Consider the following 24,399-nt stretch of genomic DNA (forward strand, 5'->3'; position numbering starts at 1 on the left):
CCCCTTGAACTCCAAGGGGGGCTCACCACCAGAGAGACCTGGGGAGCTGAAAAGTATCCAACATGAGCCCCGGTATCGCGCCGGGGCTCTTCTTTTTATGTGAAGACCGTCATCCGCCCCTTGGGCTGGAGGCCGTCAATCTGTAAACTATGGCTTTCCGGGAGTAGTGCGTGTCATCCATCAGCGAATGGACTGGCCTGATCGTGCGCGATCGCCAGCAGGGTAGGCAGGAGGTGACGGTCCAGACAGTGGCCGGCACGGCTGACCCGACGTCGCTGACCCACTCCCGCACCGTATCCCCCCTGATCCCGGTCCTGGCGCGTGAAGACGCCGCCGCCAGCCGGATCGTTCCGATTTTCCCCTTTACGTCGTCCGTCGCCCCGCGCGCCGGCGCCGTTTCCCCCTTCCTGACAGGACACCCCCAGCCATGACTCCCTTGATCTTCGTAACCGGCGGCGTAGTGTCCTCGCTCGGCAAAGGCATTGCCGCCGCGTCGCTTGCCGCCATCCTCGAGGCCCGCGGCCTGCGGGTGACGATGATGAAGCTCGATCCGTACATCAACGTCGACCCGGGCACCATGAGCCCGTTCCAGCACGGTGAGGTCTACGTCACCGATGACGGCGCCGAGACCGATCTGGACCTGGGCCATTACGAGCGCTTCGTGCGTACCCGCCTGAGCCGCAAGAACTCGGTCACCACCGGCCGCATCTACGAGAACGTGATCCGCAAGGAGCGCCGCGGCGATTACCTGGGTGCCACCGTGCAGGTCATCCCGCACATCACCGATGAAATCCGCCGTTGCATGGACGAGGCCACCGAAGGCTTCGACGTGGCGCTGGTGGAGATCGGCGGCACCGTGGGCGATATCGAGTCGCTGCCGTTCCTGGAGGCGATCCGCCAGGTGCGCACCGAGCGCGGCCCGGAGAAAGCGCTGTTCATGCACCTGACCCTGGTGCCGTACATCGCCGCTGCCGGCGAGCTGAAAACCAAGCCGACCCAGCACTCGGTCAAGGAACTGCGCTCGATCGGCATCCAGCCGGACGTGCTGCTGTGCCGTTCCGAGCAGGTGGTGCCGGATTCGGAGCGCCGCAAGATCGCCCAGTTCACCAACGTCTCCGAGCGCGCCGTGATCAGCGTGCCGGACGTGGACGTGCTGTACCGCATTCCGATGGGCCTGCACGCGCAGGGCCTGGACGACATCGTCGTCAACCAGCTCAAGCTCGGCGACAAGGCCGGCCCGGTCGATCTGGCCGAGTGGGAAGCGGCGGTGGATGCCACGCTGCACCCGCTGGATGAGGTCACCATCGCGGTGGTCGGCAAGTATGTCGATCACCAGGACGCCTACAAGTCGGTTGGCGAGGCGCTCAAGCACGGCGGCCTGCGCCAGCGCACCAAGGTCAACCTGAAGTGGCTCGAAGCGCAGGAACTGGAAGACAGCGATCTGGCTGCACTCAAGGATGTCGACGGCATCCTGGTGCCGGGCGGCTTCGGCGACCGTGGCTTCGAAGGCAAGGTGCTGAGCTCGCAGTTCGCCCGTGAGCACAGCGTGCCGTACTTCGGCATCTGCTACGGCATGCAGGCCGCGGTGGTCGATTTCGCCCGCCATGTGGCCGGCCTGGAAGGTGCCAACAGCACCGAGAACGACCGCCAGTCGCCGAACCCGGTGATCGGCCTGATCACCGAATGGCGCACCGCCACCGGCGATGTGGAAAAGCGCGACGACAAGAGCGATCTGGGCGGCACCATGCGCCTGGGCCTGCAGGAACAGCGCCTGAAGCCGGGCACGCTGGCCCGCGAGCTGTACGGCAAGGATGTGGTGTCCGAGCGTCATCGCCACCGTTACGAGTTCAACAACCGCTACCGCACCCAGCTGGAAGATGCGGGCCTGGTGATCGCCGGCAAGTCGATGGACGACACCCTGGTGGAAGTCATCGAGCTGCCGCGCGACCAGCACCCGTGGTTCCTGGCCTGCCAGGCGCACCCGGAGTTCCTGTCCACCCCGCGCGAAGGCCACCCGCTGTTCATCGGCTTCATCCGTGCTGCGCGGGAGCGCAAGGCCGGTGCCAAGCTGGCGCAGGACGCAGCCGCCTGATCGGCACGCCGCACTTGCAGTGGGGGCCGCGTGCCCCCATTGCAGAGCGCTAATCACCCACGGCGGCTGGCCTGGCCAGTGTTCGCCGGACAACAAGGAAACGCCATGAAACTGTGTGGATTCGACGTCGGGCTCGACCAGCCCCTGTTCCTGATCGCCGGCCCGTGTGTGATCGAGTCGATGCAGCTGCAGCTGGACGTGGCTGGCAAGTTGAAGGAAATCACCGATCGCCTCGGCATCAACTTCATCTTCAAGTCGAGCTTCGACAAGGCCAACCGCACCTCGGGCACCGCCTTCCGCGGCCCGGGCATGGAAGAGGGCCTGAAGGTCCTGGCCGAAGTGAAGAAGCAGATCGGCGTGCCGGTGCTGACCGACGTGCACGAATACACCCCGATGGACGAAGTGGCCTCGGTGGTGGACGTGCTGCAGACCCCGGCCTTCCTGGTCCGCCAGACCGATTTCATCACCAAGGTGTGCGCGACCGGCAAGCCGGTCAACATCAAGAAGGGTCAGTTCCTGTCCCCGTGGGACATGAAACCTGTCGTGGAGAAGGCCAAGGCCACCGGCAACCAGGACATCATGGTCTGCGAGCGCGGTGCCAGCTTCGGCTACAACAACCTGGTCAGCGACATGCGCTCGCTGTCGGTGATGCGCGATACCGGGTGCCCGGTCGTGTTCGACGCCACCCATTCGGTGCAGCTGCCGGGCGGGCAGGGCAACAGCTCCGGTGGCCAGCGCGAGTTCGTGCCGGTGCTGGCGCGTGCGGCGGTCGCTGTCGGTGTGTCCGGCCTGTTCGCCGAGACCCACCCGGATCCGTCCAAGGCGCTGTCCGATGGCCCCAACGCGTGGCCGCTGGACCGCATGGAGGAGCTGCTTGAAACCCTGATGGAACTCGACGCGGTCACCAAGAAGCACGGGTTCTCGCGCTTCGCATGACAGGCGACGTTCCGGCGTCACCTGCGGTGCGCCGCGGCTGGCGTGGCTGGGCCTGGGGCTGGGTCGCGCTGGGTGCGGCGATCATGGCCTGGGGCGGTGTGTTCGTGCTGGTGCTGTTGGTGTTCGCCAGCGTCGGCTCGCCCGGTGACGGTGACAACGCGCTGCGCTCGGTGCGGCCGTTGCTGCTGGTCACGCTGTCACTGACCGGCACCGTTGCGCTGGCCTGCGTGACCGCCAGCGTGCTGGCGTTCCGGCTGCGCCGGCAACCGGCCGGCGGCGGCGTGGCGCTGGCCCTGTTGGCTTTGTTGCTGCTGGTGTTGTTGATCCCGTCGCTGACCTCGCGCCACACCAGCGTGGCCGGGGTGCTGCCTGCCGCTACGCCGATTTGGCAAGTGGCGGGTGTGCAGGGATAATCACGCGGCATGTTTTTTTTGGCGCTGCGTTGGCGGCGCCTCCCCCTCTCTGACTGGTAACCGGCCCGCTATGACCACGATCCGCAGCATCCACGCCCGTGAAATCCTCGACAGCCGTGGCAACCCCACGCTGGAAGCCGAAGTCATCCTCGAGGACGGCTCGTTTGGTCGTGCCGCGGTGCCGTCGGGCGCCTCGACCGGCACCAAGGAAGCCGTGGAACTGCGTGACGGCGACAAGACCCGTTACCTGGGCAAGGGCGTGCGCAACGCCGTGTCCAACGTCAACACCACGATTGCCACGGCGCTGAAGGGCTTCGATGCCGCCGACCAGGAAGGCCTCGACCGCCGCCTGATCGATCTGGACGGCACCGAGAACAAGGGCCGCCTGGGCGCGAACGCGCTGCTGGGGGTTTCGCTGGCCAACGCCCACGCCGTGGCGGCCTCGAAGAAGCAGGCGCTGTGGCAGCACCTGGCCAACGGCCGCGACGTCACCCTGCCGGTGCCGATGATGAACATCATCAACGGCGGCGCGCATGCCGACAACAACGTCGATTTCCAGGAATTCATGGTGCTGCCGGTCGGCTTCACCTCGTTCTCCGAGTCGCTGCGTGCCGGTACCGAAATCTTCCACTCGCTCAAGTCGGTGCTCAAGGGCCACGGCCTGAGCACGGCGGTGGGCGACGAAGGCGGCTTCGCACCGGACTTCCGCAGCAACGTCGAAGCGCTGGACACCATCCTGGAAGCCATCGGCAAGGCCGGCTACACCGCCGGTGAAGATGTGCTGCTGGGCCTGGACGTGGCCTCCAGCGAGTTCTACGAGAACGGCAAGTACAACCTGGTCGGCGAGAACAAGCGCCTGACCTCCGAGCAGTTCGTCGACTTCCTGGCCGACTGGGCCGCGCAGTACCCGATCGTGACCATCGAAGACGGCCTGGCCGAGAACGACTGGGCCGGCTGGAAGCTGCTGACCGACCGCATCGGCAACAAGGTGCAGCTGGTGGGCGACGATCTGTTCGTCACCAACCCGAAGATCTTCAAGGAAGGCATCGAGTCCGGCACCGCCAACGCGATCCTGATCAAGGTCAACCAGATCGGCACCCTGACCGAGACCCTGGAAGCGATCGCCATGGCGCACGCGGCCAACTACGCCTCGATCGTCTCGCACCGTTCGGGCGAAACCGAAGACACCACCATCGCCGACATCGCCGTGGCCACCACCGCCACCCAGATCAAGACCGGCTCGCTGTGCCGCAGTGATCGCGTGGCCAAGTACAACCAGCTGCTGCGTATCGAGGAAGCCCTCGGTGCCGGCGCGCGTTACGCCGGTCGTGACGCGTTCGTGTCGCTGAAGCGCTGATCCCATGCGCGACTGGCGCTGGCTGCTGCTGGTGCTCGCGCTGCTGCTCGGATGGCTGCAGTACCGCTTCTGGTTTGGGCCGGGCAACTCGGGCGAAGTGATGATGCTTGAGGCCCAGGTCGAGAACCAGAAGCGGGACAACGCCGGCCTGCAGCAGCGCAATGATGCGCTCGCTGCCGAGGTCAAGGACCTCAAGGAAGGCGAGGCCGCCATCGAAGAACGCGCGCGCAGCGAGCTGGGCATGATCAAGCCCGGCGAGAAGTTCTACCGCGTGGTCGAAGACGCGCCGGTGCCGCCACCGCGCGCGCCGACGGCCGTCACCGATCCGGATGCGCCGCACCAGGATGTGCCCTGATGGCGGGCATCTGGGCGGTGGTTCCCGCTGCTGGCCGTGGCACCCGCTTCGGCGGGCCCACGCCCAAGCAGTATCTGCTGGCCGGCGACCGCGTGTTGCTGGCCCACACCCTCGAGGCGCTGCTCTCGCACCCGGTCGTGGCCGGAGTGATGGTGGTGGTCGCCGAGAACGACGCCGACTGGCCGGGCTGGCAGTCACTGGCGGACAAACCCATTCTGACCTGCATCGGCGGCGCCACCCGCGCCGGCTCGGTGCTGGCCGGCCTGCATGCGTTGCCCGATGACGTGCGCGCGGACGATTTCGTGCTGGTGCACGACGCCGCACGCCCGAACCTGGCCGCTGCCGATCTCGGTCGCCTGCTGGAAGTCGGCCGTGCCGACCCGGTCGGCGCGATCCTGGCCGCGCCCGTGCGCGATACGCTCAAGCGTGCCGGCGATGACGGTGGTATCGATGCCACCGAGCCGCGTGAACGCCTGTGGCGTGCGCTGACCCCGCAGCTGTTCCGCCGCTACCAGTTGGCGCGCGCGCTGCAGGACGCGGCCGATGCCGGCGTGGCCGTCACTGACGAAGCCATGGCCATGGAGCGCCAGGGGCTGCGCCCGCTGCTGGTGGAAGGCAGCGAAGACAACTTCAAGGTCACCACGCCGGCTGACCTGTCCCGTTTCGAATTCGTGTTGTCGCGTCGCGAACCCTGACGTCCGCGCGCGCCACACCCAACCGCAGGTTCTTGCAATGACCACGCCCCAGTTTCCTCCCTTCCGCATCGGACAGGGCTACGACGTCCATGCCTTTGGCGAGGGCGATCACATCATGCTCGGCGGCATCCGCGTCGCGCACAGCTGCGGCGTGCTCGCGCACAGCGATGGCGACGTGATCCTGCACGCCCTGTGCGATGCCATGCTCGGTGCGCTGGCACTGGGCGACATCGGCGTGCATTTCCCGCCGACCGACATGCGCTGGAAAGGCGCGGACAGCGCGCACCTGCTGGATCATTGCAACGGGCTGCTGCGCGGGCGCGGCTGGCAGGTCGGCAACACCGATATCACCGTGATCTGCGAGCGGCCCAAGGTCGGTCCGCATGCGCTGGCCATGCGCGAGCGCATCGCCACGCTGCTGGGCATCGCGCTGGACTGCGTGAGCGTGAAGGCCACCACGTCGGAGAAGCTGGGCTTCACCGGCCGCAGCGAGGGCATCGCCGCCCAGGCCAGCGTGCTGTTGGTGGCGCTGTGATCCCGTTGCCGCTGGCGTTCGGCGCGCCGCTGCTCAGCGCGAAGATCCGCACCACGCCCGAGGATTTCCAGGTGGACGAACTGCCGGCGTTCGAGCCGAGCGGTGAGGGCGAGCACCTGTTGCTGACGATCCGCAAGCGCGGGGCGAACACCGTGCACGTGGCCAAGGTGCTGGCCAGGTGGGCTGGCCTGCCGGACATGGCGGTCAGCTACGCGGGCATGAAGGATCGCCACGCGGTCACCACGCAGCGCTTCAGCGTGCACCTGCCCAAGCGCGTGGCGCCGGATCCGGCGCTGCTGGCTTCGGACGAGATCGAGGTGGTCGAGTCGACCTGGCACAACCGCAAGCTGCAGCGCGGTGCGCTGGCTGGCAACCGCTTCAAGCTGGTGCTGCGCGATGTGCGCGGCGATGCCGCGGCCATTGAAGAGCGCCTGTCCCATCTTGCCTCGCGCGGTCTGCCGAACTGGTTCGGTGAGCAGCGCTTCGGCCGCGACGGCGGCAACGTGCCGGCCGCGCTGGCCATGTTCGGCGGCCGCCGCATGCGGCCCGATCAGCGCTCGTTGCTGCTCTCGGCCGCGCGCTCGGCACTGTTCAACCAGGTGCTGGCGGCGCGCGTGGAGCAGGGCAACTGGGACACGCCGCTGGAGGGCGAAGTCTGGATGCTCGATGGCAGCCGCAGTGTCTTCGGCCCGGAGCCGTGGACGGATCTGCTGGCCGATCGCCTTGGCCGCTTCGACATCCACCCCAGCGGCCCGTTGTGGGGCGAAGGTGAGCTGCGCAGCACCGGCGCCGCCGCCGAACTGGAACTGGGCGCGGTCGCGGATGAGCAATCGCTCGCGCTGCGCGCCGGCCTGGAAAGCGCTCGCCTGAAGCAGGAGCGCCGTGCGCTGCGCCTGCGCCCGGCCATGCTGCAACACCAGTGGCTGGCCGCGGATGTGCTGGAACTGAGCTTCGCGCTGCCACCGGGCTGCTATGCCACCGCGGTGCTGCATGAGCTGGGACCGGTGGAAGATGCCAGCCAGGCCACACCGGAGGCGTAGAGCCACGCCATGCAGGTGTGCGGGTGGCTACCGGTTTGCCAGCAGCACCAGTACCGCGCCCGTCCCACCTTGGCCGGCGGGCGCGGAATGAAACGCCAGCACGTCGTTGCGCAGCCGCAGCAGGCGATCGACCAGATTCTTCAACACCGGCGCGCCGCCATCGGATTGCAGCCCCTTGCCGTGGATGATGCGCACGCAGCCGTACTCATGGGCATGCGCTTCCACCAGGAACTGCCGGACCAGCGCCTCGGCCTGGGCCACGGTTGCACCATGCAGGTCCAGTTCGTCCTGCACGGAGTACTGGCCGCGCTTGAGTCGCTGGAACATCCGCGGCGGCAGGTTCTCGCGCCGGTAGCTGGCCGTATCCCCAGCCTCCAGGGGGCTGCTGTCGCGCAGCAGCCGGGCGAATTCACCGCGGGCGTCCTGTTCATCCTGCTCGGCCATCCGCGCGCGCGGCTTCGGCCGTGGCGTGGCCGGCGGCGGCGTGACCACCTTGCGCAGCGGTTTGACCTCGCCGATGGCGGCGCGGAACAACGCGGCAGGATCTTCGTCTTCAGGATGTGACATGCGTACAGCCTAATGGGCGGGGAGGGCGATGCCTACCGTTATCGGGGTAGGACGATCTGTCCGCTTGCGGCACAATAGCGGACGCACTTGCGCGGTCGTCATGCTCCGGAAGGGGCACGGCCACCGCCGCCAACAGTGGGAAGTGATGGAATCGAAGTCTTGAAAAATCAAGCGGTTAAATCGCAGATGCGGATTCTGGTCAGCAACGACGACGGTGTCGATGCACCGGGCATCAAGATGCTCGCCACGGGTTTACGTGACGCCGGTCATGAAGTGACCGTGGTCGCCCCCGATCGTGATCGCTCCGGCGCCAGCAATTCGCTGACCCTGGACCTGCCGATCCGCATGAAGCGCATCGACCACTACACCTGCTCGGTGGCCGGCACCCCGACCGACTGCGTGCATCTGGCCTTGACCGGCATGCTCGAGTACGAACCGGACATGGTGGTATCGGGCATCAACAACGCCGCCAATCTCGGCGACGACGTCATCTACTCCGGTACCGTCTCGGCGGCGATGGAAGGGCGCTTCCTCGGCCTGCCCGCAGTGGCGATGTCGCTGGTCACGCACAACCACGAGCCGCGCAACTTCGATACCGCCGCCCGCGCCGCGGTCGAGATCGTGACCCGGCTCAAGGCCGACCCGCTGCCCGCCGACACCATCCTCAACGTCAACGTGCCGGATCTGCCGTGGAGCGAGGTCCGTGGGTTCGAAGTGACCCGCCTGGGCAACCGCCACCGCGCCGAAGGCTGCATTGCCCAGCGCGATCCGCGCGGCAATGAGGTGTTCTGGATCGGCCCGGCCGGGCGCGAGCAGGATTCCGGCCCCGGCACCGATTTCCACGCGGTCCGCAACGGCTACATCTCGATCACCCCGATCCAGGTCGATCTCACCCGTTACCAGGCATTGGAGAAAGTGGCCAGCTGGGTTGCCGGGTTGACCGACGCGCTGGACCGGCCGGCATGACCCCGCGCCTGCGCCTGCAGCCCGAAGCCGTCGGCATCGGCATGACCTCGCAGCGGGTCCGCGATCGCCTGGTGGATCGCCTGCGCGATGCCGGCATCGCCGACGAAGCCACCCTCAATGCCATCCGTGTGGTGCCGCGCCATCTGTTCATCGATGAAGCGCTGGCGTCGCGTGCCTACGAAGACACCGCGCTGCCGATCGGGCACGGGCAGACCATTTCCCAGCCCTGGGTGGTCGCGCGCATGACCGAAGCGGTGCTGCAGTCAGCGCCGAAGAAAGTGCTGGAAGTCGGCACCGGCTCGGGCTACCAGGCCGCCGTGCTGGGCGCGATCGGGCTGGAGGTGTACACGGTCGAGCGTATCGGCGATCTGCTGCGCCAGGCGCGCAAGCGCTTCCGTGCGCTGGGCATGAACATCCGCAGCAAACATGATGATGGCCGCATCGGCTGGGCCGAACACGGTCCTTACGATGCGATCGTGGTGACCGCGGCCGCACCGGCGCTGGTGGACGCACTGGTCGAACAGCTTGCCGTGGGTGGCCGCCTGGTCGCGCCGGTCGGCGGCCCGGGCGCGCAGTCGCTGATCCAGTTGACCCGTCGCGATGACGGCAGTGTTGAACAGCAGGTACTGGCACCGGTCACGTTCGTACCGCTGCTGTCTGGCATGCTGGACTGATTCCAAGGAGCGTTGCGTCATGAAGATTTTTGGTCCGCTGTACGAGCGGGCAATGAAGTGGGCCGCGCATGAGCGCGCCCCGACCTATCTGACGGTGTTGAGCTTCATCGAGGCGATCATCTTCCCGGTGATGCCCGAGGTGATGCTCGCCCCGATGTGCGTGGCCCAGCCCAAGCGCGGCTGGTGGTTCGCCACGCTCAGCCTGGCCGGTTCGATGGCCGGTGCGCTGGTCGGCTATGCGCTGGGCCACTTCGCCTTCGAAGCGCTCAAGCCGGTGTTCGCCGCGCTGGGCATGTTGACCAGCATCGAAGGTGGCATCGCCATCGTGCAGGCCAAGATGGCCGAGTCGCCCTGGGCGGTGTTCACCTTCCTGGTGCTGGGCGGCTTCATGCCGATCCCGATGAAGGTCTTCACATGGGCATCGGGTATCGTCGGCGTGCCGTTGCCGCAGTATTTCCTGAGCATGTTGATCGGCCGTGGCAAGCGCGTGTACGTGCTGGCGGCGGTCATTCGTATTGGCGGGCCGCGCGCGGAAGCTGCGCTGCGCCGTTGGATTGAACCGCTGGGCTGGATCGCGACCGCGTTGGTGGTCGTGCTGGTGGCCTGGCTTGTATGGAGAGCGAAGTTCGCATGAGTGCTGATCGTTTGAGCAAGGGAGTGCGCAGCGGCGCGCTGCTGCTGGTGGTGTCGGCGCTGAGCGCCTGTGGCACCGCCACCGTGGTGCGGCCCTCGGGCTCGGGCGGTGTGGCCCACAGCACGCCGCAGAGCTCGGTGGCCAAACCCGGCCAGACCGCCGTCGTCCGCCGTGGCGACACGCTGTATGCGCTGGCCCGCATCCACAACATCACCCCGCGCGATCTGGCCGCCTGGAACGGGTTGGCCGAGCCGTACACGATCTATCCGGGGCAGTCGCTGCGCCTGTACCCGGGCGGCAGCGGCGGCAGCCCGGGCCGCGCCCCGACCACCGTGGTGACCGCGCCGCGCCCGGGTGGCACAGCGCCGGCCGCTACGCCGGCGCCGACCACGGCGATCAAGAGCAACATCAGCTGGCGCTGGCCGGCCGATGGCGCGATCGTCGGGCGCTTCGTCGCCGGTGAAGCGACCAAGCAGGGCGTGGACATTGCCGGCACCAGTGGCCAGCCGGTCCGGGCGACGGCCGCCGGCGTGGTGGTGTACTCCGGTGCCGGCCTGGTCGGTTTCGGTGAGTTGATCATCATCAAGCACAGCGACCAGTGGTTGTCGGCGTATGGTCACAACCGCAAGCGCCTGGTCAATGAAGGCCAGAGCGTGAAGGCCGGCGAGCAGATCGCGGAGATGGGCCGCACCGGCGCCGCACGCGACATGCTGCACTTCGAGATCCGCTACAACGGCAAGCCGGTCGACCCGCTGCTGTACCTGCCGCCGAAGTAAGCACGAAAAAGGCCGCCTCAAGGGCGGCCTTTTCTGAACGGAAATCCCGGTCTCACCCCTTCAGGATGAACGCCGCGGCCACCTTGCGCCCCTCGCTGGCGAGGATGTTGAAGGTTCGCGCCGCCGCCGGGTTGTTCATCACTTCCAGGCCGATCCCACGGGTCAGGCAGGCGGCCATGACTGCCGCCGGCGGGAACACCTGGGTATCGCCCGTACCCAGCACCACCAGCGCGGGGTTCAGCGCCAGCACCGGCTGCAGGTCTTCCGGGGTCAGCAAGGCAATATCGGCCACCGGCCACGCTTCGATCAGCGTGTCCGGAGCCAGGATGAAACTGGCGGCCAGGGTCCGGTCATTCACTTTCGCACTGCGGCCATCGGCGGCGCGCAGGGCATAGGCGTAGTCGGGGATTTCGTGGCTCAGCTGCATAAGCGTTCCGGAATCAGCCGCGCGGCAGGACGATCTGGCGCTGTTCCTTGCTCGGGCGGTACAGCACGGCCACGTGGCCGATACGCTGCACCAGCGCGCTTTCGCTGGCACTGACCAGCTCGGCGATGAGGGCGTCACGGGCCTCGCGGTCTTCGGCGGCAACCTTGACCTTGATCAGCTCGTGGCGCTCCAGCACCTCTTCCAGTTCAGCCAGGAAGGCCGGTGTCACCCCCTTGCCGCCGATCTGGAGCAGGGCTTTCAGATCATGCGCGTGGCCGCGGAGGAAACGGGTTTGGGAAGAAGTCAGGGCGATAGCCATTCAGGAACAAGCGGTTAACTGGGGCGATCAGGGTATCATGACCTCCCCATCCGACCCGCATCTCAATGGCAACCCGTAGCAAAAGCAGTCAACGCTGGTTGAAAGAGCACTTCGCCGACCCCTTCGTGAAGAAGGCCCAGGCCGAGGGCATGCGCTCGCGTGCGGCCTACAAGCTGGAGGAGTTGCTGCAGCGCGATCGGCTGCTGAAGCCGCACATGGTCGTGGTCGATCTGGGCGCCGCCCCGGGTGGCTGGTCCCAGCAGGTCCGCCGCCAGATCGGCGATACCGGCCGGGTGCTGGCCTTGGACATCCTGGAGATGCCGCCGCTGGCCGGCGTGGAGTTCCTTCACGGTGACTTCAGGGAACAAGCCGTCCTATCGGAGTTCGAAGCCATGCTGGGGGATCAGCCGGTAGACCTTGTGCTCTCGGATATGGCCCCCAATAAGAGTGGAATGGATGCGGTGGACCAACCGCGGATGATGCACCTGGCGGAGTTGGCGTTGGATTTTGCCGACAACCATCTCAAGCCCGGTGGCGCGTTCCTGATCAAGCTGTTCCAGGGCGTGGGCTTTGACGACTACGTGCGCGAAATGCGCCGCCGGTACGACAAAGTAGTGATCCGCAAGCCTGAAGCCTCCCGGAAGCGCTCGCCCGAGGTGTACGCCTTGGGGCAGGGAAAACGCGCGCAGATCAAGTAAGCTCAACCATACGAATCGCGTCAGGAATTAGAGGAACACCGGAGCCAATGAGGATGAACGACTTGACCAAGAACCTCCTGCTATGGGTGGTCGTCGCCGTCGTGCTGATGGTGGTCTTCCAGAGCTTCTCGCCGAAGAGCAGCGGAGCCGGCGCACAGGGCGCGACGTACTCGCAGTTCCTGGACCAGGTGGACAGCGGCAATGTCCAGAAGGTGACCTTCAGCGGGGACATGCGTGGCGGCACCAATCAGATTTCCTACACCACCCGTGGCGGCCAGTCGGCCACCATCACCGCCCCGTTCGATCGCGACCTGATCAACGTGCTGCGCGGCAAGAACGTGGAAATCGTCCAGGAGGAGCCCTCCAGCGGCATCTCGCTGGGCGCGATCCTGATGAACTTCCTCCCGGTGATCCTGATCATCGGCTTCTGGATCTTCATCATGCGCCAGATGCAGGGCGGTGGCGGCGGGGCCAAGGGCGCGATGTCCTTCGGCAAGTCGCGCGCCAAGCTGCAGGGCGAAGACCAGATCAAGGTCACCTTCGCCGACGTTGCCGGGTGCGACGAGGCCAAGGAAGAAGTCGGCGAACTGGTCGACTTCCTGCGCGACCCCACCAAGTTCACCAAGCTGGGCGGCAAGATTCCGCGCGGCGTGCTGATGGTGGGTCCGCCGGGTACCGGCAAGACGCTGCTGGCCCGCGCCATTGCTGGCGAGGCCAAGGTGCCGTTCTTCTCGATCTCCGGTTCGGACTTCGTGGAAATGTTCGTCGGCGTCGGCGCCAGCCGCGTGCGCGACATGTTCGAGCAGGCCAAGAAGCAGGCACCGTGCATCATCTTCATCGATGAAATCGACGCTGTCGGTCGTCACCGTGGTGCCGGTCTGGGCGGCGGTCACGACGAGCGCGAGCAGACCCTGAACCAGCTGCTGGTCGAAATGGACGGCTTCGAGGGAGGCGAGGGCGTGATCGTCATCGCCGCCACCAACCGTCCCGACGTGCTGGATCCGGCGCTGCTGCGCCCGGGCCGTTTCGACCGCCAGGTCGTGGTCGGCCTGCCGGACGTCAAGGGCCGCGAGCAGATCCTCAAGGTGCATATGCGCAAGCTGCCGCTGGCCGACGATGTCGAGCCGATGGTGATCGCGCGCGGCACCCCGGGCTTCTCCGGTGCGGACCTGGCCAACCTGGCCAACGAAGCAGCACTGTTCGCCGCGCGCGGCGGTGAGAAGGAAGTCCGCATGGACCACTTCGACCGTGCCCGCGACAAGATCCTGATGGGTGCCGAACGCCGTTCGATGGCGATGAGCGAAGAAGAAAAGACGCTCACCGCCTACCACGAAGCCGGCCACGCCATCGTCGGTCGCCTGGTGCCCGAGCACGATCCGGTCTACAAGGTCACCATCATTCCCCGCGGTCGCGCGCTGGGTGTGACGATGTACCTTCCCGAAGGCGACAAGTACTCGATGAACCGGGTGGCGATCGAATCGCAGCTGTGTTCGCTGTACGGCGGCCGCGTTGCCGAAGAACTGATCTTCGGCACCGACAAGGTCACCACCGGCGCCTCCAACGATATCGAGCGCGCCACCAAGATGGCCCGCAACATGGTCACCAAGTGGGGCCTGTCCGACGAACTCGGCCCGATCGCCTACGGTGAAGAGGACGATGAAGTGTTCCTCGGCCGTTCGGTGACGCAGCACAAGAGCGTGTCGGATGACACCGCGCGCCGCATCGACGAAGTCGTCCGCAGCATCCTGGACAAGGCGTACGCCCGTACCACCGAACTGCTGACCGCCAACCTCGACAAGCTGCACACGATGTCCCAACTGCTGCTGCAGTACGAGACCATCGATGCGCCGCAGATCAATGCCGTGATGGAAGGCCGTGATCCGCCGCCGCCGATGGGCTGGGACAAGTCCCCCAGCAACAAGGATGGCGGCAACAACAACGACAAGGGCGGCGATGCCCGTCCGGTCGCGCCGATCGCCGGTCCTGCCGAGCAGATCTGAGTGTTGCCCACGTAAGTGACGAAGGCCGGGGAAACCCGGCCTTCGTCGTTTCGGGCAAGTCATAATGACGGTCCGTTTTCGTTCCCGTTCTGGAGTCGCCATGTCCGCACCCCCGCCGCAGCCGATCTCGCACACCACTGAAATGGTGATCGCCACGGTCATTGGCGTGGCCATCGGCCTGACCCGCGACAACTTCCTGCTCGGCGCCGGCGTCGGCATCGCGGTCGGTGTGCTGATGAGCATCGCCAAGACCGTGTACGTGGAGCGCAAGCGCCGCCAGCGCTGAGTGCTTGCGCGCGCCGCCGGCAGTGGGCACGATGCGCGTGCCCGCGCCGCATGCTGCGGCCGGGCATGGCCGGGGGATCGGCCGACACACTTTCCAGGGGGATGTTCATGCGTCATTCGATGCGCGTAGCGGTTGCTGCGCTGCTGTGCTGTGCCACGCCGCTCATGGCCGCCGAGATCCACGTGCAGGATCCGGTGCCGTTCAACGACGCGGCGATCATCGCCGAGAACATCAAGGCCGAGTGCCGGATGGGCGCGCAGCTGGCGACCGCGCTGGGCAAGAATGCGCCGGCGCATGGCAACACCATCGTCTTCAGCAGTGATCCGGTGAACACCGGCAGCGGACACGCGTTGAAGCTGGAACTGGTGGAGGCGCAGAGCGCCGGCAATGCGTTCACCGGCCACTTCAAGTCCGCTGCCGTGCGCGGCGTGCTGTTCGAGAACGGCCAGCAGGTGGCCACGGTCACCGCACGCCGCGTGTCGCGCGGTGGCGCGTTTGCCGGCTTCAAGGGCTCGTGCGATGTGCTCGAGCGCACGGTCAATGCGATCGGCAACGATCTGGCGATCTGGCTGGCCAAGCCGGTCGATGGGGCCCGCCTCGGCGACCTCTGACGGCCGGTCCGGTGCGCCAGCGTAAACTACGCGCTGGCGTACTTCGTGGATCTGCCCATGTTCGATATCTCCCCCCAGCTCGATTGCGGCGGCCGCCTGCTGCGGCTGGATCGCCCGCGGGTCATGGGCATCGTCAACGTCACCCCGGATTCGTTCTCCGACGGCGGTGACCACGACAGCGTGGAGGCCGCGGTCGCGCACGGCCTGCAGCTGGTGGCCGAGGGCGCCGACCTGCTCGACATCGGCGGCGAGTCGACCCGGCCCGGCAGTGCGCCGGTACCGCTGGATGAAGAACTGCGCCGGGTCATCCCGGTGATCGAGCGGCTGGCACGCGAAACCACCGTGCCGATCAGCATCGACACCTTCAAGCCCGAGGTGATGCGCGCCGCGGTCGCCGCCGGTGCCGGCCTGATCAATGACATCCATGCGTTGCGCCAGCCCGGTGCGCTGGACGCCGCCGCCGAACTCGGCGTGCCGGTGGTGCTGATGCACATGCAGGGCGAGCCCGGCAGCATGCAGGACACCCCGCACTACGATGACGTGGTCGCCGAGGTGCATCGCTTCCTGACCGAGCGCATGTTCCAGGCCGAGATGGCCGGCGTCGCCAAGAAGCACCTGATCATCGATCTGGGCTTCGGTTTCGGCAAGACCACCGAACACAACATGATCCTGCTCGCACGCTCGGGCCGTTTCCTCGAGCTGGGCGTGCCGATGCTGGCCGGCCTGTCGCGCAAGCGCAGCATCGGTGAACTGACCGGTCGTGAGCAGCCGCGTGACCGCGTGGCCGGTTCCGTCGCCGCGCACCTGATCGCGGCGCAGCGTGGCGCGATGCTGCTGCGCGTGCACGATGTCGCCGCCACGGTGGACGCCTTGAAGGTATGGGCGGCGGTCGATGCGGTGCCGATGCCGCGGGTGTCGGCCGCACCGGCGATGCCGCGCTGGCCGGACGAGGACTGATGGCCGTCGATCAGCGCCCGCTGGCGATCGCGGTGATGGGCCCGACCGCCTCGGGCAAGACCGCCACCGCGATCGCGCTGGCCCAGCAGCTGGACGGCGAAATCGTGAGCGTCGATTCCGCCCTGGTCTACCGCGGGCTGGATATCGGCTCGGCCAAACCCGATGCGGCCGAGCGCGCGCAGGCGCCGCACCATCTGCTAGATGTGCGCGACCCGTGGCAGACCTATTCGGCGGCGGAGTTCGCCAGCGACGCGGCGCGTGCCGTCCGCGACATCATCGCGCGCGGCCGCATGCCGATCCTGGCCGGTGGCACCGGGCTGTATTTCCGCGCCCTGCTGCAGGGCCTGTCGCCGATGCCCGAAGCCGATCCGGCGGTGCGCGCGCAGATTGCCGCTGAGGCGGCCGAGCAGGGCTGGGCGGCGATGCATGGCCAACTGGCCGGCATCGATCCGGCAGCGGCAAAGCGCATTCACGCCACCGACCCGCAGCGCATCCAGCGGGCGCTGGAAGTCCATCGGCTGACCGGTACCCCGATCAGCGAATGGCAGAAGTTGCCCGGCGTGGACCGGCTGCCGGTTCGGGCGCTCAAACTGATCCTCGCGCCGCGCGAGCGCACGGTGCTGCACCAGCGCATCGAAACCCGTTTCGACACGATGCTGGATCACGGCTTCCTTGACGAAGTCCGCGCGCTGCGGGCCCTGCCGGCGATGGCCGAGGTGGCCGCGCCGCTGGATCTGCCGGCCGTGCGGGCGGTGGGCTACCGGCAGGCCTGGGCGTATCTGGACGGGCAGGGGACGGCGGAGAACTTCCGTGAACGCGGCATCCAGGCCACCCGCCAGCTGGCCAAGCGCCAGCTGACCTGGCTGCGCGGGGAGCTTGATGCGCGCTGGTTCGATCCCCATCTAGACAGGGCTTCCCTGGCGGATGCGGTGTCGACCTTCGTCGCACGCTGAGTCCACGCCTTCACCCGCCCACCCCGTGTACCATCAAGGGTTCCGGCGGGCGGCGGGGGCCGTGGCAACTGCCGGAAGACCATAAAAACAATAATCAGGAGTGTGCAATGTCCAAGGGGCAATCGCTGCAGGATCCGTTTCTGAATGCACTTCGGCGCGAACGTGTGCCGGTGTCGGTGTATCTGGTCAATGGCATCAAGCTGCAGGGAACGATTGAATCGTTCGACCAGTTCGTGGTGCTGCTGCGTAATACGGTGAGCCAGATGGTGTACAAGCACGCCATCTCGACCGTGGTGCCGGCGCGCAACGTGAAGGTCGGGCCCGGAGGTGGTTATGTGCAATCCAATGATGGCGCCGAGGGCGTCCAAGGTGATGACGACGTTGAGTGACTGCGTGAAAAATTCTGGAGAACTGCGTGTTTGACCGTTCCAAGCGAGGCGAACACGCACTCCTGATCCAGCCGCATGCCGGCCGGCTCGAAGATGACGTGCTTGAAGAGTTCACCGATCTGGCCCGCTCTGCCGGGGCCAGCATCGCGGCCACGTTGACCGCGCGCATCGATCGGCCCAATCCGTCGATCCTGATCGGCAGCGGCAAGCTGGACGAGGTCAAGGCCGCGGCCGATGCCACCGGCGCCGACCTGATCCTGGTCAACCATGCGCTGTCGCCGGGGCAGGAGCGCAACCTGGAACGGTTCCTGGAGCGGCGCGTGATCGACCGCACCGGGCTGATCCTGGATATCTTCGCCCAGCGTGCGCGCAGCCACGAAGGCAAGCTGCAGGTCGAGCTGGCGCAGCTGCGCCACATGTCCACGCGGCTGATCCGCGGCTGGACCCATCTGGAGCGCCAGCGCGGCGGTTCCATCGGTCTGCGCGGCCCGGGTGAAACCCAGCTGGAAACCGATCGCCGCCTGCTGCAGAAGCGGGTGGAGCAGCTGCAGAAGAAGCTGGAAAAGGTGGAAGTGCAGCGCACCCAGATGCGTCGTGCCCGCCTGCGCAGCGAGCTGCCGCGGGTGGCCCTGGTGGGCTACACCAACGCCGGCAAGTCGACCCTGTTCAACGCATTGACCGGTGCCGAGGCGTATGCCGCAGACCAGTTGTTCGCCACGCTGGACCCGACCGTGCGCCGCATCGCGCTGCCGGGCGGCAGCGTGGTGCTTGCCGATACCGTCGGCTTCGTCCGGGACCTGCCGCACGATCTGGTGGCCGCGTTCCGGTCCACCTTGTCCGAAGCCCGCGAAGCGGACTTCCTGCTGCACCTCGTCGATGCGGCCGATCCGCACCGTGAGGAGCGCATCGCACAGGTGGATGAAGTGCTGACCGCCATCGGCGCGGGCGATCTGCCGCAGTTGCTGGTGTTCAACAAGATCGATCGGATCGACGGGGCCGACGTGCGTCACGATGGCCAGGACGGCATCCCCGACAACGCGCGCCGCGAGCGGGTCTGGATTTCCGCCCGCGACAACGTTGGCCTGCCGCTGTTGCAGTCCGTGCTGGGCAAGCGGCTGGGCCTGCAGCACATCAGTGGCGAGCTTCGGTTGGCGCCGAGTGCTGGCCGCCTGCGTTCGCGCCTGCATCAGCTGGAAGTCGTGCGCAGCGAAACCACCGACGAAGACGGTTGGCTGCTGCAGGTCGAGATCCCGATCGCCGAGGCCGAGAAGCTGGCGGCCGGCGAGGGCGGCGAACCGATCCGCGCGATGCTCCCGGAGAAGCTTCCGGAGTGGTGAGGGGGTGCCGGCCGCTGGCCGGCGCTCCATCAGCCTCCCGGCGCGGCTGCGCGACGGGGCGTGCCGGCCGCTGGCCGGCTCGCATAATCTTGGGGGCGTGCGACCCTCCGTCGCGCCCGGCGACACACGACACCACGCGCGATTTCGGCTAAAACAGGGGGCGTTCGTCCCCCGTTGATCCAGGATTCCCCATGACCGTTCCTTCCGACGCCGAGCTGGGCGCCCTCGCCAGTGACGTGGGCCAGCGCCTGCAGCAGGCCTCGCTGCAGCTGGTCACCGCCGAGAGCTGCAGTGGCGGCTGGATCGCCAAGGCGATGACGGATATCGCCGGCTCCTCGGCGTTCTTCGATTGCGGCATGGTGGTCTACAGCTACGAAGCCAAACAACGCCTGCTCGGCGTGCGTGCACAGACGCTGGAACAGTTCGGCGCGGTCAGCCGCGAGACCGTGCTGGAAATGGTCTCCGGTGCGCTGATCAATTCCGGTGCCGGCATCGCCGTGGCGGTGACCGGCATTGCCGGGCCGGGCGGTGGCAGCGAGGACAAGCCGGTCGGCAGCGTGTGGATCGGCTGGAAGGGCCGTGGCGGCTACGCGCGTGCGCAGCTGTTCCAGTTCGACGGCGACCGCGAAGCCATACGGCGGCAGACCGTGCAGCAGGCGCTGACGGGAATCTTCCCGCTGTTGTGACATCCTGACTGGGTGTGCTGACAGGAGAGTGGGCCGATGTGGGAAACGCTGGGTACCGTGCGTGACCTGGGGCGATTGCAGGAAATCGCGTCGGTCCTGATCCGCTATGGCTTCGGCGACCTTGTGCGCCGCATCGGTCTGGCCGATGTGCTCGAACGCGCTGGCCGCCTGTTGCACTGGAACGATACCCAGCAGATGCTGCGGATGACCGCGCCGGTGCGCGTGCGCCGCGCGATGGAAGACCTGGGCCCCACCTTCGTCAAACTCGGCCAGGTGCTGGCCACCCGCGTGGATCTGTTCCCACCGGACTGGATCGCGGAATTTTCCGAACTGCAGAATGCCGTGCCCGCGCTGCCATATGCGCAGGTGCGTGAGCAGCTCGAACGCGATCTCGGCGAGCCGGCCACCGAGGTGTTCGCGTGGCTCGATGAAACGCCCATGGCCGCGGCCTCGCTGGCGCAGGCGCACCGCGCAACCCTGCATGACGGCACCGCCGTGGTGCTGAAGATCCGTCGTCCGGGCATCCGCGAGGTGATCGAAGCCGACCTGCGCCTGCTGGCGCGGCTGGCCGAGATCGTGGAAGCGCGCTTGCCCGACCTGCAGCGGTATCGCCCGGCCGAGGTGGTGCAGCAGTTCCAGGTGTCGCTGCGCCGCGAGCTGGATTTTGCCGCCGAATGCCGCAATGCCGAGCGCATCGCGCGCAACTTCCAGGGCCGCGACGACATCCTGATACCCAACGTGCACTGGCAGTGGACGTGCGAGAGCCTCAACGTGCAGGACTTCGTGGACGGCATTCCCGGTCGCGATCTGGCCGGTGTCGATGCGGCCGGTCTGGACCGCGTGCTGCTGGCCCGCACCGGTGCGCGCATCGTGCTGAAGATGGTGCTGGAGGACGGCTGTTTCCACGCTGATCCGCACCCGGGCAACATCATCTACCTGCGCGACGGCCGCATCGGCGTGATCGATTTCGGCATGGTCGGCGCGATCTCCGAGCAGCGCCGTTTCCAGGTCGCCCAGCTGCTGCACGGCCTGGTCACCCAGGAGCCGGAGCAGGTGGCCGACGTGCTGCTGGACTGGGCCGGTGGCGTGGAGGTGGACGAGTCGCGGCTGCAGCAGGACATCAGCACCTTCGTGGACCAGTACCGCGGGGTGCCGTTGAAAGACCTGCACATGGGCCTGATGCTGGGCAACATCACCCAGTTGCTGCGCCAGTACGCGCTGACCCTGCCGGCCGATCTGGCGCTGATGATCAAGACCTTCCTCACCCTGGAAGGCATGGGCCGCCAGCTCGACCCGCAGTTCGACATGGCCAGCGCCGCGCGCCCGTATCTGGAGCGGGTGATGTGGCAGCGCTACTCGCCCGGCGCGATGCTCAAGCGCGGCAAGCGCAGCCTGGTCGGGGTGATGGACCTGGTCGGCGACCTGCCGCGCGACGTGCGTAGGCTGCTGCAGATGGCGCGCCGCGGCCGGCTCCAGCTCAAGATCGAAACCACCGCGCTGCAGGGCTTCGGCGACCAGGTCAACCGTGCCGCCAACCGGCTGGTCATGGGTATCGTGACCGCCGCGCTGATCATCGGCTCCTCGATCGTCATGCACAGCGTCGGCGGCATCTCCAGCCGCTGGTTGCTTGCGCTCGGCGTGGCCGGCTTCATCGGTGCCGGCTTCTGTGGCGTGTGGATCCTGTTCTCGATCTGGCGCAGCGGCAAGAACCCATAGGGTTCCTGCCGCTGGGATCCGAAGGATCCCCGGAATCTCCCGCGTAAGCGGGGGATTACGTGTAGGTCCGACCGTTGGTCGGACGCTCCTTCCTGACCGGCCCGTCACTGCTTGCCCGGGGTAGGGCCACGCCATGCATGGCTGCACCTGCCCGTCACTGCTTGCCCCCGGTACCATGCGGGGCTGCGCTTCATCCGGCGCCCAGTAACGCCTGACCCAGAGGATTACAGCGGGTAAACGCCGGAGAGACGGCCTCAAGCGGCACGCGCCCGCACCGCCAGGCATTGCCGCGCGTTCGCGCGGTCACCGACCAACGGTCGGTGGCTACAGGTGTTGCTGGCGGCTTCGGTTGGGCGTGGACCACCCTTCTTCTATCTGTTCTTCCTCTGCGGGCACTTGCGTGCCCGCATCGTTAGTAGTAATACTACTAACCATGGACCTGACCGATACCCAGCAGGCGATCCTGCAGTTGATCGCCGAGCGTATAGAGACCGATGGCGCACCGCCGTCGCAGACGGAAATCGCCCGTGCGTTCGGCTTCAAGGGCGTCCGGGCCGCCCAGTACCATCTGGAAGCGCTGGAGCAGGCCGGGGCGATCCGTCGCATCCCGGGCCAGGCCCGCGGCATCCGGCTGGTCCAGGCACCGGCGCTGCAGAACGGCCTGCCCGAATCGCTGCCCGCCTCGGCGTTGCCGGACCACGTCCTGCGCCTGCCGGTGCTGGGCCGGGTCGCGGCCGGTCTGCCGATCGGCGCGGATATCGGCTCGGACGACTTCGTGGTGCTCGACCGGGTGTTCTTCTCGCCCGCGCCGGACTACCTGCTGAAAGTGCAGGGCGACTCGATGATCGACGAAGGCATCTTCGACGGCGACCTGATCGGGGTGCACCGCACCCGCGACGCCCGCTCCGGCCAGATCGTGGTGGCCCGCATCGATGACGAGATCACGGTCAAGCTGCTGAAGATGGGCAAGGACCGGATCCGCCTGTTGCCGCGCAACCCCGATTACAAGCCGATCGAAGTGCTGCCCGACCAGGACTTCGCCATCGAAGGCCTCTATTGCGGGTTGCTGCGGCCCAACCGCTGACCCTGTTCCCCCTTGAATCACGCGCGGTCTTTTGTGGCACATCTCTGGTTTTGCTGAGGTTGGTACGGATGTCCGATAATTTTTTTCCGAACGCTGGGCAGAATCTCAGCCCGTGCGATACGCCAGCCTTAAAGTGAACCCATGGCCAAGAAGACTTCCAAAGACAGCACCTCCACCGATACGACCTCTGCAAGGACCACTCCGATGGACGAAAACAAAAAGCGCGCCCTCACCGCCGCGCTGAGCCAGATCGAAAAGCAGTTCGGCAAGGGCGCCGTGATGCGCATGGGCGACCGTGTCGTCGAAGCGGTCGAGGTCATCCCCACCGGTTCGCTGATGCTGGATATCGCCCTCGGTATCGGTGGCCTGCCCAAGGGCCGCGTCGTGGAGATCTACGGTCCGGAATCCTCGGGCAAGACCACCCTGACCCTGCAGGCGATCGCCGAATGCCAGAAGAAGGGCGGTACCGCGGCCTTCATCGATGCCGAGCACGCGCTGGATCCGATCTACGCCGCCAAGCTGGGCGTCAACGTGGATGACCTGCTGCTCTCGCAGCCCGATACCGGTGAACAGGCGCTGGAAATCGCCGACATGCTGGTGCGCTCCAGCTCGGTGGACATCGTGGTGATCGACTCGGTCGCCGCACTGACCCCGAAGGCCGAAATCGAAGGCGAAATGGGCGACCAGCTGCCGGGCCTGCAGGCCCGTCTGATGAGCCAGGCGCTGCGCAAGCTGACCGGCAACATCAAGCGCTCCAACACCCTGGTGGTCTTCATCAACCAGCTGCGCCACAAGATCGGCGTGATGATGCCGGGCCAGAGCCCGGAAGTGACCACCGGCGGCAACGCGCTGAAGTTCTACGCCTCGGTCCGCCTGGACATCCGCCGTATCGGCGCGATCAAGAAGGGTGACGAGATCATCGGCAACCAGACCAAGATCAAGGTGGTCAAGAACAAGCTGGCGCCCCCGTTCAAGCAGGTCATCACCGAGATCCTGTACGGCGAAGGCATCAGCCGCGAAGGCGAACTGATCGACATGGGCGTGGAAGCCAAGCTGGTCGAGAAGGCCGGCGCCTGGTACAGCTACGGCGAAGAACGCATCGGCCAGGGCAAGGACAACGCCCGCGGCTACCTGCGCGACAACCCGCAGATTGCCCAGCGCCTGGAAGCCGAACTGCGCGAGAAGTTCCAGCCGGAAGAAGCGGTGCGTGAAGGCGGCGACGAGGCCGAAGACGACGCCGAGTGAGTTTCCTGCAGGGCAGGGCAGCGCCGTCAGTGACGCTCGCCCTGGCCTGCAGCTTCAAGAATCCCCGACGGGATGGCGCCAAGGACGGCGCACTGTAATGGACCACTGCCATGCAAGACTCCGAAGCCCCCGCACCCCGGCGCAAGCGCCGTGTCCAGGAACAGACGCCGGTCCAGCGGGCGTTGGGGCTGCTGGTGCGCCGCGAGCATTCGCGCAAAGAGCTGACCCGCAAGCTGCAGGCCCGTGGTATCGAGCACGAGGCCGCCGAAGCCGCGGTCAGCAAGCTGGCCGAGGCCGGCTGGCAGGATGACACGCGCTTTGCCGAGAACCTGGTCCGGATCCGGGCCAACACCGGCTATGGGCCGATCCACATCCGCGCCGAACTGGGCACGCATGGCCTGGACAGCGACCAGATCGCTGCGGCCATGGACACCTTCGAAGGCGATTGGACCGAGAATGCCCGCGACCTGGTCTGCCGCCGTTTTGGCGAGGCTGGCCCGCAGGAACTGCCTGCACGGCGCAAAGCCGCCGATCTTCTGGCCCGCCGGGGGTTCCCCGGCGACAGCATCCGCCAGGCCACCCGTTACGACCCTGAGGACTGAGCGGCCCGGGCCTGATACCCTTTGTGGTTTCGGCGGTCCTGCAGTTGAC

Annotated in this window: 29 protein-coding genes; 26 read left to right on the plus strand and 3 right to left on the minus strand. The window is 66.8% G+C overall.

Annotated features, from left to right (window positions below; translation table 11 throughout):
• The first annotated feature begins 170 nt into the window (after positions 1-170).
• The 9 genes from QMX81_RS09120 (at position 171) to truD (ending at position 7,423) form a co-directional block, all read left to right on the plus strand.
• Positions 171-431, plus strand: a complete 261-nt coding sequence (locus tag QMX81_RS09120; RefSeq protein WP_121041751.1) for a hypothetical protein — start codon at positions 171-173, stop codon at positions 429-431.
• On the plus strand, positions 428-2,092 hold the full coding sequence (locus QMX81_RS09125) for a CTP synthase (protein WP_121041753.1): 1,665 nt from the start codon (positions 428-430) through the stop codon (positions 2,090-2,092). Before QMX81_RS09120 ends, QMX81_RS09125 begins: the two co-directional genes overlap by 4 nt.
• A 105-nt stretch (positions 2,093-2,197) precedes the next feature.
• Complete coding sequence (gene kdsA / locus QMX81_RS09130; protein ID WP_088433181.1) at positions 2,198-3,028, plus strand: 3-deoxy-8-phosphooctulonate synthase; 831 nt, start codon at positions 2,198-2,200, stop codon at positions 3,026-3,028.
• The gene (locus tag QMX81_RS09135) at positions 3,025-3,441 is read left to right on the plus strand and encodes a hypothetical protein (protein WP_282260786.1); all 417 of its coding nucleotides are present in this window, start codon (positions 3,025-3,027) and stop codon (positions 3,439-3,441) included. The genes kdsA and QMX81_RS09135 overlap by 4 nt, the downstream gene beginning before the upstream one ends.
• A 70-nt stretch (positions 3,442-3,511) precedes the next feature.
• Positions 3,512-4,798 carry a phosphopyruvate hydratase gene (eno, locus tag QMX81_RS09140; protein WP_121041757.1) on the plus strand — a complete coding sequence of 429 codons (1,287 nt, stop codon included), beginning with the start codon at positions 3,512-3,514 and terminating at the stop codon, positions 4,796-4,798.
• Positions 4,799-4,802: 4 nt separating this feature from the next.
• The gene (ftsB, locus tag QMX81_RS09145) at positions 4,803-5,153 is read left to right on the plus strand and encodes a cell division protein FtsB (RefSeq protein ID WP_121041759.1); all 351 of its coding nucleotides are present in this window, start codon (positions 4,803-4,805) and stop codon (positions 5,151-5,153) included.
• Positions 5,150-5,848, plus strand: coding sequence for a 2-C-methyl-D-erythritol 4-phosphate cytidylyltransferase (ispD, locus tag QMX81_RS09150; RefSeq protein WP_121041761.1), 699 nt, complete (start codon positions 5,150-5,152; stop codon positions 5,846-5,848). Before ftsB ends, ispD begins: the two co-directional genes overlap by 4 nt.
• A gap of 37 nt (positions 5,849-5,885) precedes the next feature.
• Positions 5,886-6,383: a 2-C-methyl-D-erythritol 2,4-cyclodiphosphate synthase gene (gene ispF, locus QMX81_RS09155; protein ID WP_282260791.1), complete on the plus strand. Its 498-nt coding sequence runs from the start codon at positions 5,886-5,888 to the stop codon at positions 6,381-6,383.
• Positions 6,380-7,423: a tRNA pseudouridine(13) synthase TruD gene (gene truD, locus QMX81_RS09160; protein ID WP_282260793.1), complete on the plus strand. Its 1,044-nt coding sequence runs from the start codon at positions 6,380-6,382 to the stop codon at positions 7,421-7,423. Before ispF ends, truD begins: the two co-directional genes overlap by 4 nt.
• A 27-nt stretch (positions 7,424-7,450) precedes the next feature.
• Here truD and QMX81_RS09165 read toward each other — a convergent pair whose 3' ends face one another.
• A complete protein-coding gene (locus tag QMX81_RS09165) occupies positions 7,451-7,990 on the minus strand; it encodes a Smr/MutS family protein (RefSeq protein WP_121041768.1) in 540 nt (179 codons plus the stop codon).
• 186 nt (positions 7,991-8,176) lie between these two features.
• On the opposite strand from QMX81_RS09165, the gene surE reads away from it, so the two are divergent.
• From surE to QMX81_RS09185, 4 genes are read left to right on the plus strand one after another with little or no spacing between them, the layout of a single operon-like run.
• A complete protein-coding gene (gene surE, locus QMX81_RS09170) occupies positions 8,177-8,956 on the plus strand; it encodes a 5'/3'-nucleotidase SurE (protein ID WP_121041770.1) in 780 nt (259 codons plus the stop codon).
• Entirely contained in the window at positions 8,953-9,630 is a 678-nt protein-coding gene (locus tag QMX81_RS09175; protein WP_121041772.1) for a protein-L-isoaspartate(D-aspartate) O-methyltransferase, read from the plus strand. Before surE ends, QMX81_RS09175 begins: the two co-directional genes overlap by 4 nt.
• Positions 9,631-9,649: 19 nt before the next feature.
• On the plus strand, positions 9,650-10,264 hold the full coding sequence (locus QMX81_RS09180) for a YqaA family protein (protein ID WP_121041774.1): 615 nt from the start codon (positions 9,650-9,652) through the stop codon (positions 10,262-10,264).
• Positions 10,261-11,040: a peptidoglycan DD-metalloendopeptidase family protein gene (locus QMX81_RS09185; protein WP_121041776.1), complete on the plus strand. Its 780-nt coding sequence runs from the start codon at positions 10,261-10,263 to the stop codon at positions 11,038-11,040. The genes QMX81_RS09180 and QMX81_RS09185 overlap by 4 nt, the downstream gene beginning before the upstream one ends.
• Positions 11,041-11,092: 52 nt before the next feature.
• Here QMX81_RS09185 and QMX81_RS09190 read toward each other — a convergent pair whose 3' ends face one another.
• Together QMX81_RS09190 and yhbY are read right to left on the minus strand one after the other, a co-directional pair.
• Positions 11,093-11,467: an Mth938-like domain-containing protein gene (locus QMX81_RS09190; protein WP_121041778.1), complete on the minus strand. Its 375-nt coding sequence runs from the start codon at positions 11,465-11,467 to the stop codon at positions 11,093-11,095.
• Positions 11,468-11,480: 13 nt separating this feature from the next.
• Positions 11,481-11,786 carry a ribosome assembly RNA-binding protein YhbY gene (gene yhbY, locus QMX81_RS09195; RefSeq protein ID WP_019183325.1) on the minus strand — a complete coding sequence of 102 codons (306 nt, stop codon included), beginning with the start codon at positions 11,784-11,786 and terminating at the stop codon, positions 11,481-11,483.
• A gap of 65 nt (positions 11,787-11,851) precedes the next feature.
• Between yhbY and rlmE the strand changes: the two genes are divergently transcribed.
• From rlmE to recX, 13 genes are all read left to right on the plus strand, one after another.
• Positions 11,852-12,484: a 23S rRNA (uridine(2552)-2'-O)-methyltransferase RlmE gene (rlmE, locus tag QMX81_RS09200; RefSeq protein WP_121041780.1), complete on the plus strand. Its 633-nt coding sequence runs from the start codon at positions 11,852-11,854 to the stop codon at positions 12,482-12,484.
• Positions 12,485-12,537: 53 nt separating this feature from the next.
• On the plus strand, positions 12,538-14,484 hold the full coding sequence (gene ftsH / locus QMX81_RS09205; protein WP_183073776.1) for an ATP-dependent zinc metalloprotease FtsH: 1,947 nt from the start codon (positions 12,538-12,540) through the stop codon (positions 14,482-14,484).
• Between the two features lie 100 nt (positions 14,485-14,584).
• The gene (locus QMX81_RS09210; RefSeq protein WP_282260810.1) at positions 14,585-14,770 is read left to right on the plus strand and encodes a hypothetical protein; all 186 of its coding nucleotides are present in this window, start codon (positions 14,585-14,587) and stop codon (positions 14,768-14,770) included.
• 107 nt (positions 14,771-14,877) lie between these two features.
• Entirely contained in the window at positions 14,878-15,381 is a 504-nt protein-coding gene (locus tag QMX81_RS09215) for a hypothetical protein (RefSeq protein ID WP_282260813.1), read from the plus strand.
• A 57-nt stretch (positions 15,382-15,438) separates the two neighbouring features.
• Complete coding sequence (gene folP / locus QMX81_RS09220) at positions 15,439-16,338, plus strand: dihydropteroate synthase (RefSeq protein WP_282260815.1); 900 nt, start codon at positions 15,439-15,441, stop codon at positions 16,336-16,338.
• The gene (gene miaA, locus QMX81_RS09225; protein WP_282260817.1) at positions 16,338-17,291 is read left to right on the plus strand and encodes a tRNA (adenosine(37)-N6)-dimethylallyltransferase MiaA; all 954 of its coding nucleotides are present in this window, start codon (positions 16,338-16,340) and stop codon (positions 17,289-17,291) included. The genes folP and miaA overlap by 1 nt, the downstream gene beginning before the upstream one ends.
• A gap of 107 nt (positions 17,292-17,398) precedes the next feature.
• Positions 17,399-17,680: an RNA chaperone Hfq gene (hfq, locus tag QMX81_RS09230; protein ID WP_019183319.1), complete on the plus strand. Its 282-nt coding sequence runs from the start codon at positions 17,399-17,401 to the stop codon at positions 17,678-17,680.
• A gap of 26 nt (positions 17,681-17,706) precedes the next feature.
• Complete coding sequence (gene hflX / locus QMX81_RS09235; RefSeq protein ID WP_121041791.1) at positions 17,707-19,017, plus strand: ribosome rescue GTPase HflX; 1,311 nt, start codon at positions 17,707-17,709, stop codon at positions 19,015-19,017.
• Between the two features lie 191 nt (positions 19,018-19,208).
• Positions 19,209-19,703, plus strand: a complete 495-nt coding sequence (locus QMX81_RS09240) for a CinA family protein (protein ID WP_019183317.1) — start codon at positions 19,209-19,211, stop codon at positions 19,701-19,703.
• A gap of 36 nt (positions 19,704-19,739) precedes the next feature.
• Positions 19,740-21,419 (plus strand): 2-polyprenylphenol 6-hydroxylase, encoded by a 1,680-nt coding sequence (gene ubiB / locus QMX81_RS09245; protein ID WP_282260819.1) that lies wholly within the window; start codon positions 19,740-19,742, stop codon positions 21,417-21,419.
• Positions 21,420-21,852: 433 nt separating this feature from the next.
• On the plus strand, positions 21,853-22,503 hold the full coding sequence (gene lexA / locus QMX81_RS09250) for a transcriptional repressor LexA (protein WP_121041795.1): 651 nt from the start codon (positions 21,853-21,855) through the stop codon (positions 22,501-22,503).
• A 204-nt stretch (positions 22,504-22,707) separates the two neighbouring features.
• Positions 22,708-23,748 (plus strand): recombinase RecA, encoded by a 1,041-nt coding sequence (gene recA / locus QMX81_RS09255; protein ID WP_121041797.1) that lies wholly within the window; start codon positions 22,708-22,710, stop codon positions 23,746-23,748.
• Positions 23,749-23,858: 110 nt separating this feature from the next.
• Positions 23,859-24,350 (plus strand): recombination regulator RecX, encoded by a 492-nt coding sequence (gene recX, locus QMX81_RS09260; protein WP_282260822.1) that lies wholly within the window; start codon positions 23,859-23,861, stop codon positions 24,348-24,350.
• The last annotated feature ends 49 nt before the right edge of the window (positions 24,351-24,399 follow it).

Origin of the sequence: Stenotrophomonas sp. PS02301 (genome assembly GCF_029959485.1) — a bacterium.
Classification (GTDB): domain Bacteria; phylum Pseudomonadota; class Gammaproteobacteria; order Xanthomonadales; family Xanthomonadaceae; genus Stenotrophomonas; species Stenotrophomonas maltophilia_Z.

What these genes read in the sequence shown, in the direction of transcription:
- QMX81_RS09125 (WP_121041753.1), top strand. Translation starts at nt 428, where the DNA reads ATGACTCCCTTGATCTTCGTAACCGGCGGCGTAGTGTCCTCGCTCGGC.
- kdsA (WP_088433181.1), top strand. Translation starts at nt 2,198, where the DNA reads ATGAAACTGTGTGGATTCGACGTCGGGCTCGACCAGCCCCTGTTCCTG.
- QMX81_RS09135 (WP_282260786.1), top strand. Translation starts at nt 3,025, where the DNA reads ATGACAGGCGACGTTCCGGCGTCACCTGCGGTGCGCCGCGGCTGGCGT.
- eno (WP_121041757.1), top strand. Translation starts at nt 3,512, where the DNA reads ATGACCACGATCCGCAGCATCCACGCCCGTGAAATCCTCGACAGCCGT.
- ftsB (WP_121041759.1), top strand. Translation starts at nt 4,803, where the DNA reads ATGCGCGACTGGCGCTGGCTGCTGCTGGTGCTCGCGCTGCTGCTCGGA.
- ispF (WP_282260791.1), top strand. Translation starts at nt 5,886, where the DNA reads ATGACCACGCCCCAGTTTCCTCCCTTCCGCATCGGACAGGGCTACGAC.
- QMX81_RS09165 (WP_121041768.1), bottom strand. Translation starts at nt 7,990, where the DNA reads ATGTCACATCCTGAAGACGAAGATCCTGCCGCGTTGTTCCGCGCCGCC.
- surE (WP_121041770.1), top strand. Translation starts at nt 8,177, where the DNA reads ATGCGGATTCTGGTCAGCAACGACGACGGTGTCGATGCACCGGGCATC.
- QMX81_RS09175 (WP_121041772.1), top strand. Translation starts at nt 8,953, where the DNA reads ATGACCCCGCGCCTGCGCCTGCAGCCCGAAGCCGTCGGCATCGGCATG.
- QMX81_RS09180 (WP_121041774.1), top strand. Translation starts at nt 9,650, where the DNA reads ATGAAGATTTTTGGTCCGCTGTACGAGCGGGCAATGAAGTGGGCCGCG.
- QMX81_RS09185 (WP_121041776.1), top strand. Translation starts at nt 10,261, where the DNA reads ATGAGTGCTGATCGTTTGAGCAAGGGAGTGCGCAGCGGCGCGCTGCTG.
- QMX81_RS09190 (WP_121041778.1), bottom strand. Translation starts at nt 11,467, where the DNA reads ATGCAGCTGAGCCACGAAATCCCCGACTACGCCTATGCCCTGCGCGCC.
- yhbY (WP_019183325.1), bottom strand. Translation starts at nt 11,786, where the DNA reads ATGGCTATCGCCCTGACTTCTTCCCAAACCCGTTTCCTCCGCGGCCAC.
- rlmE (WP_121041780.1), top strand. Translation starts at nt 11,852, where the DNA reads ATGGCAACCCGTAGCAAAAGCAGTCAACGCTGGTTGAAAGAGCACTTC.
- ftsH (WP_183073776.1), top strand. Translation starts at nt 12,538, where the DNA reads ATGAACGACTTGACCAAGAACCTCCTGCTATGGGTGGTCGTCGCCGTC.
- QMX81_RS09210 (WP_282260810.1), top strand. Translation starts at nt 14,585, where the DNA reads ATGTCCGCACCCCCGCCGCAGCCGATCTCGCACACCACTGAAATGGTG.
- QMX81_RS09215 (WP_282260813.1), top strand. Translation starts at nt 14,878, where the DNA reads ATGCGTCATTCGATGCGCGTAGCGGTTGCTGCGCTGCTGTGCTGTGCC.
- folP (WP_282260815.1), top strand. Translation starts at nt 15,439, where the DNA reads ATGTTCGATATCTCCCCCCAGCTCGATTGCGGCGGCCGCCTGCTGCGG.
- miaA (WP_282260817.1), top strand. Translation starts at nt 16,338, where the DNA reads ATGGCCGTCGATCAGCGCCCGCTGGCGATCGCGGTGATGGGCCCGACC.
- hfq (WP_019183319.1), top strand. Translation starts at nt 17,399, where the DNA reads ATGTCCAAGGGGCAATCGCTGCAGGATCCGTTTCTGAATGCACTTCGG.
- QMX81_RS09240 (WP_019183317.1), top strand. Translation starts at nt 19,209, where the DNA reads ATGACCGTTCCTTCCGACGCCGAGCTGGGCGCCCTCGCCAGTGACGTG.
- ubiB (WP_282260819.1), top strand. Translation starts at nt 19,740, where the DNA reads ATGTGGGAAACGCTGGGTACCGTGCGTGACCTGGGGCGATTGCAGGAA.
- lexA (WP_121041795.1), top strand. Translation starts at nt 21,853, where the DNA reads ATGGACCTGACCGATACCCAGCAGGCGATCCTGCAGTTGATCGCCGAG.
- recA (WP_121041797.1), top strand. Translation starts at nt 22,708, where the DNA reads ATGGACGAAAACAAAAAGCGCGCCCTCACCGCCGCGCTGAGCCAGATC.
- recX (WP_282260822.1), top strand. Translation starts at nt 23,859, where the DNA reads ATGCAAGACTCCGAAGCCCCCGCACCCCGGCGCAAGCGCCGTGTCCAG.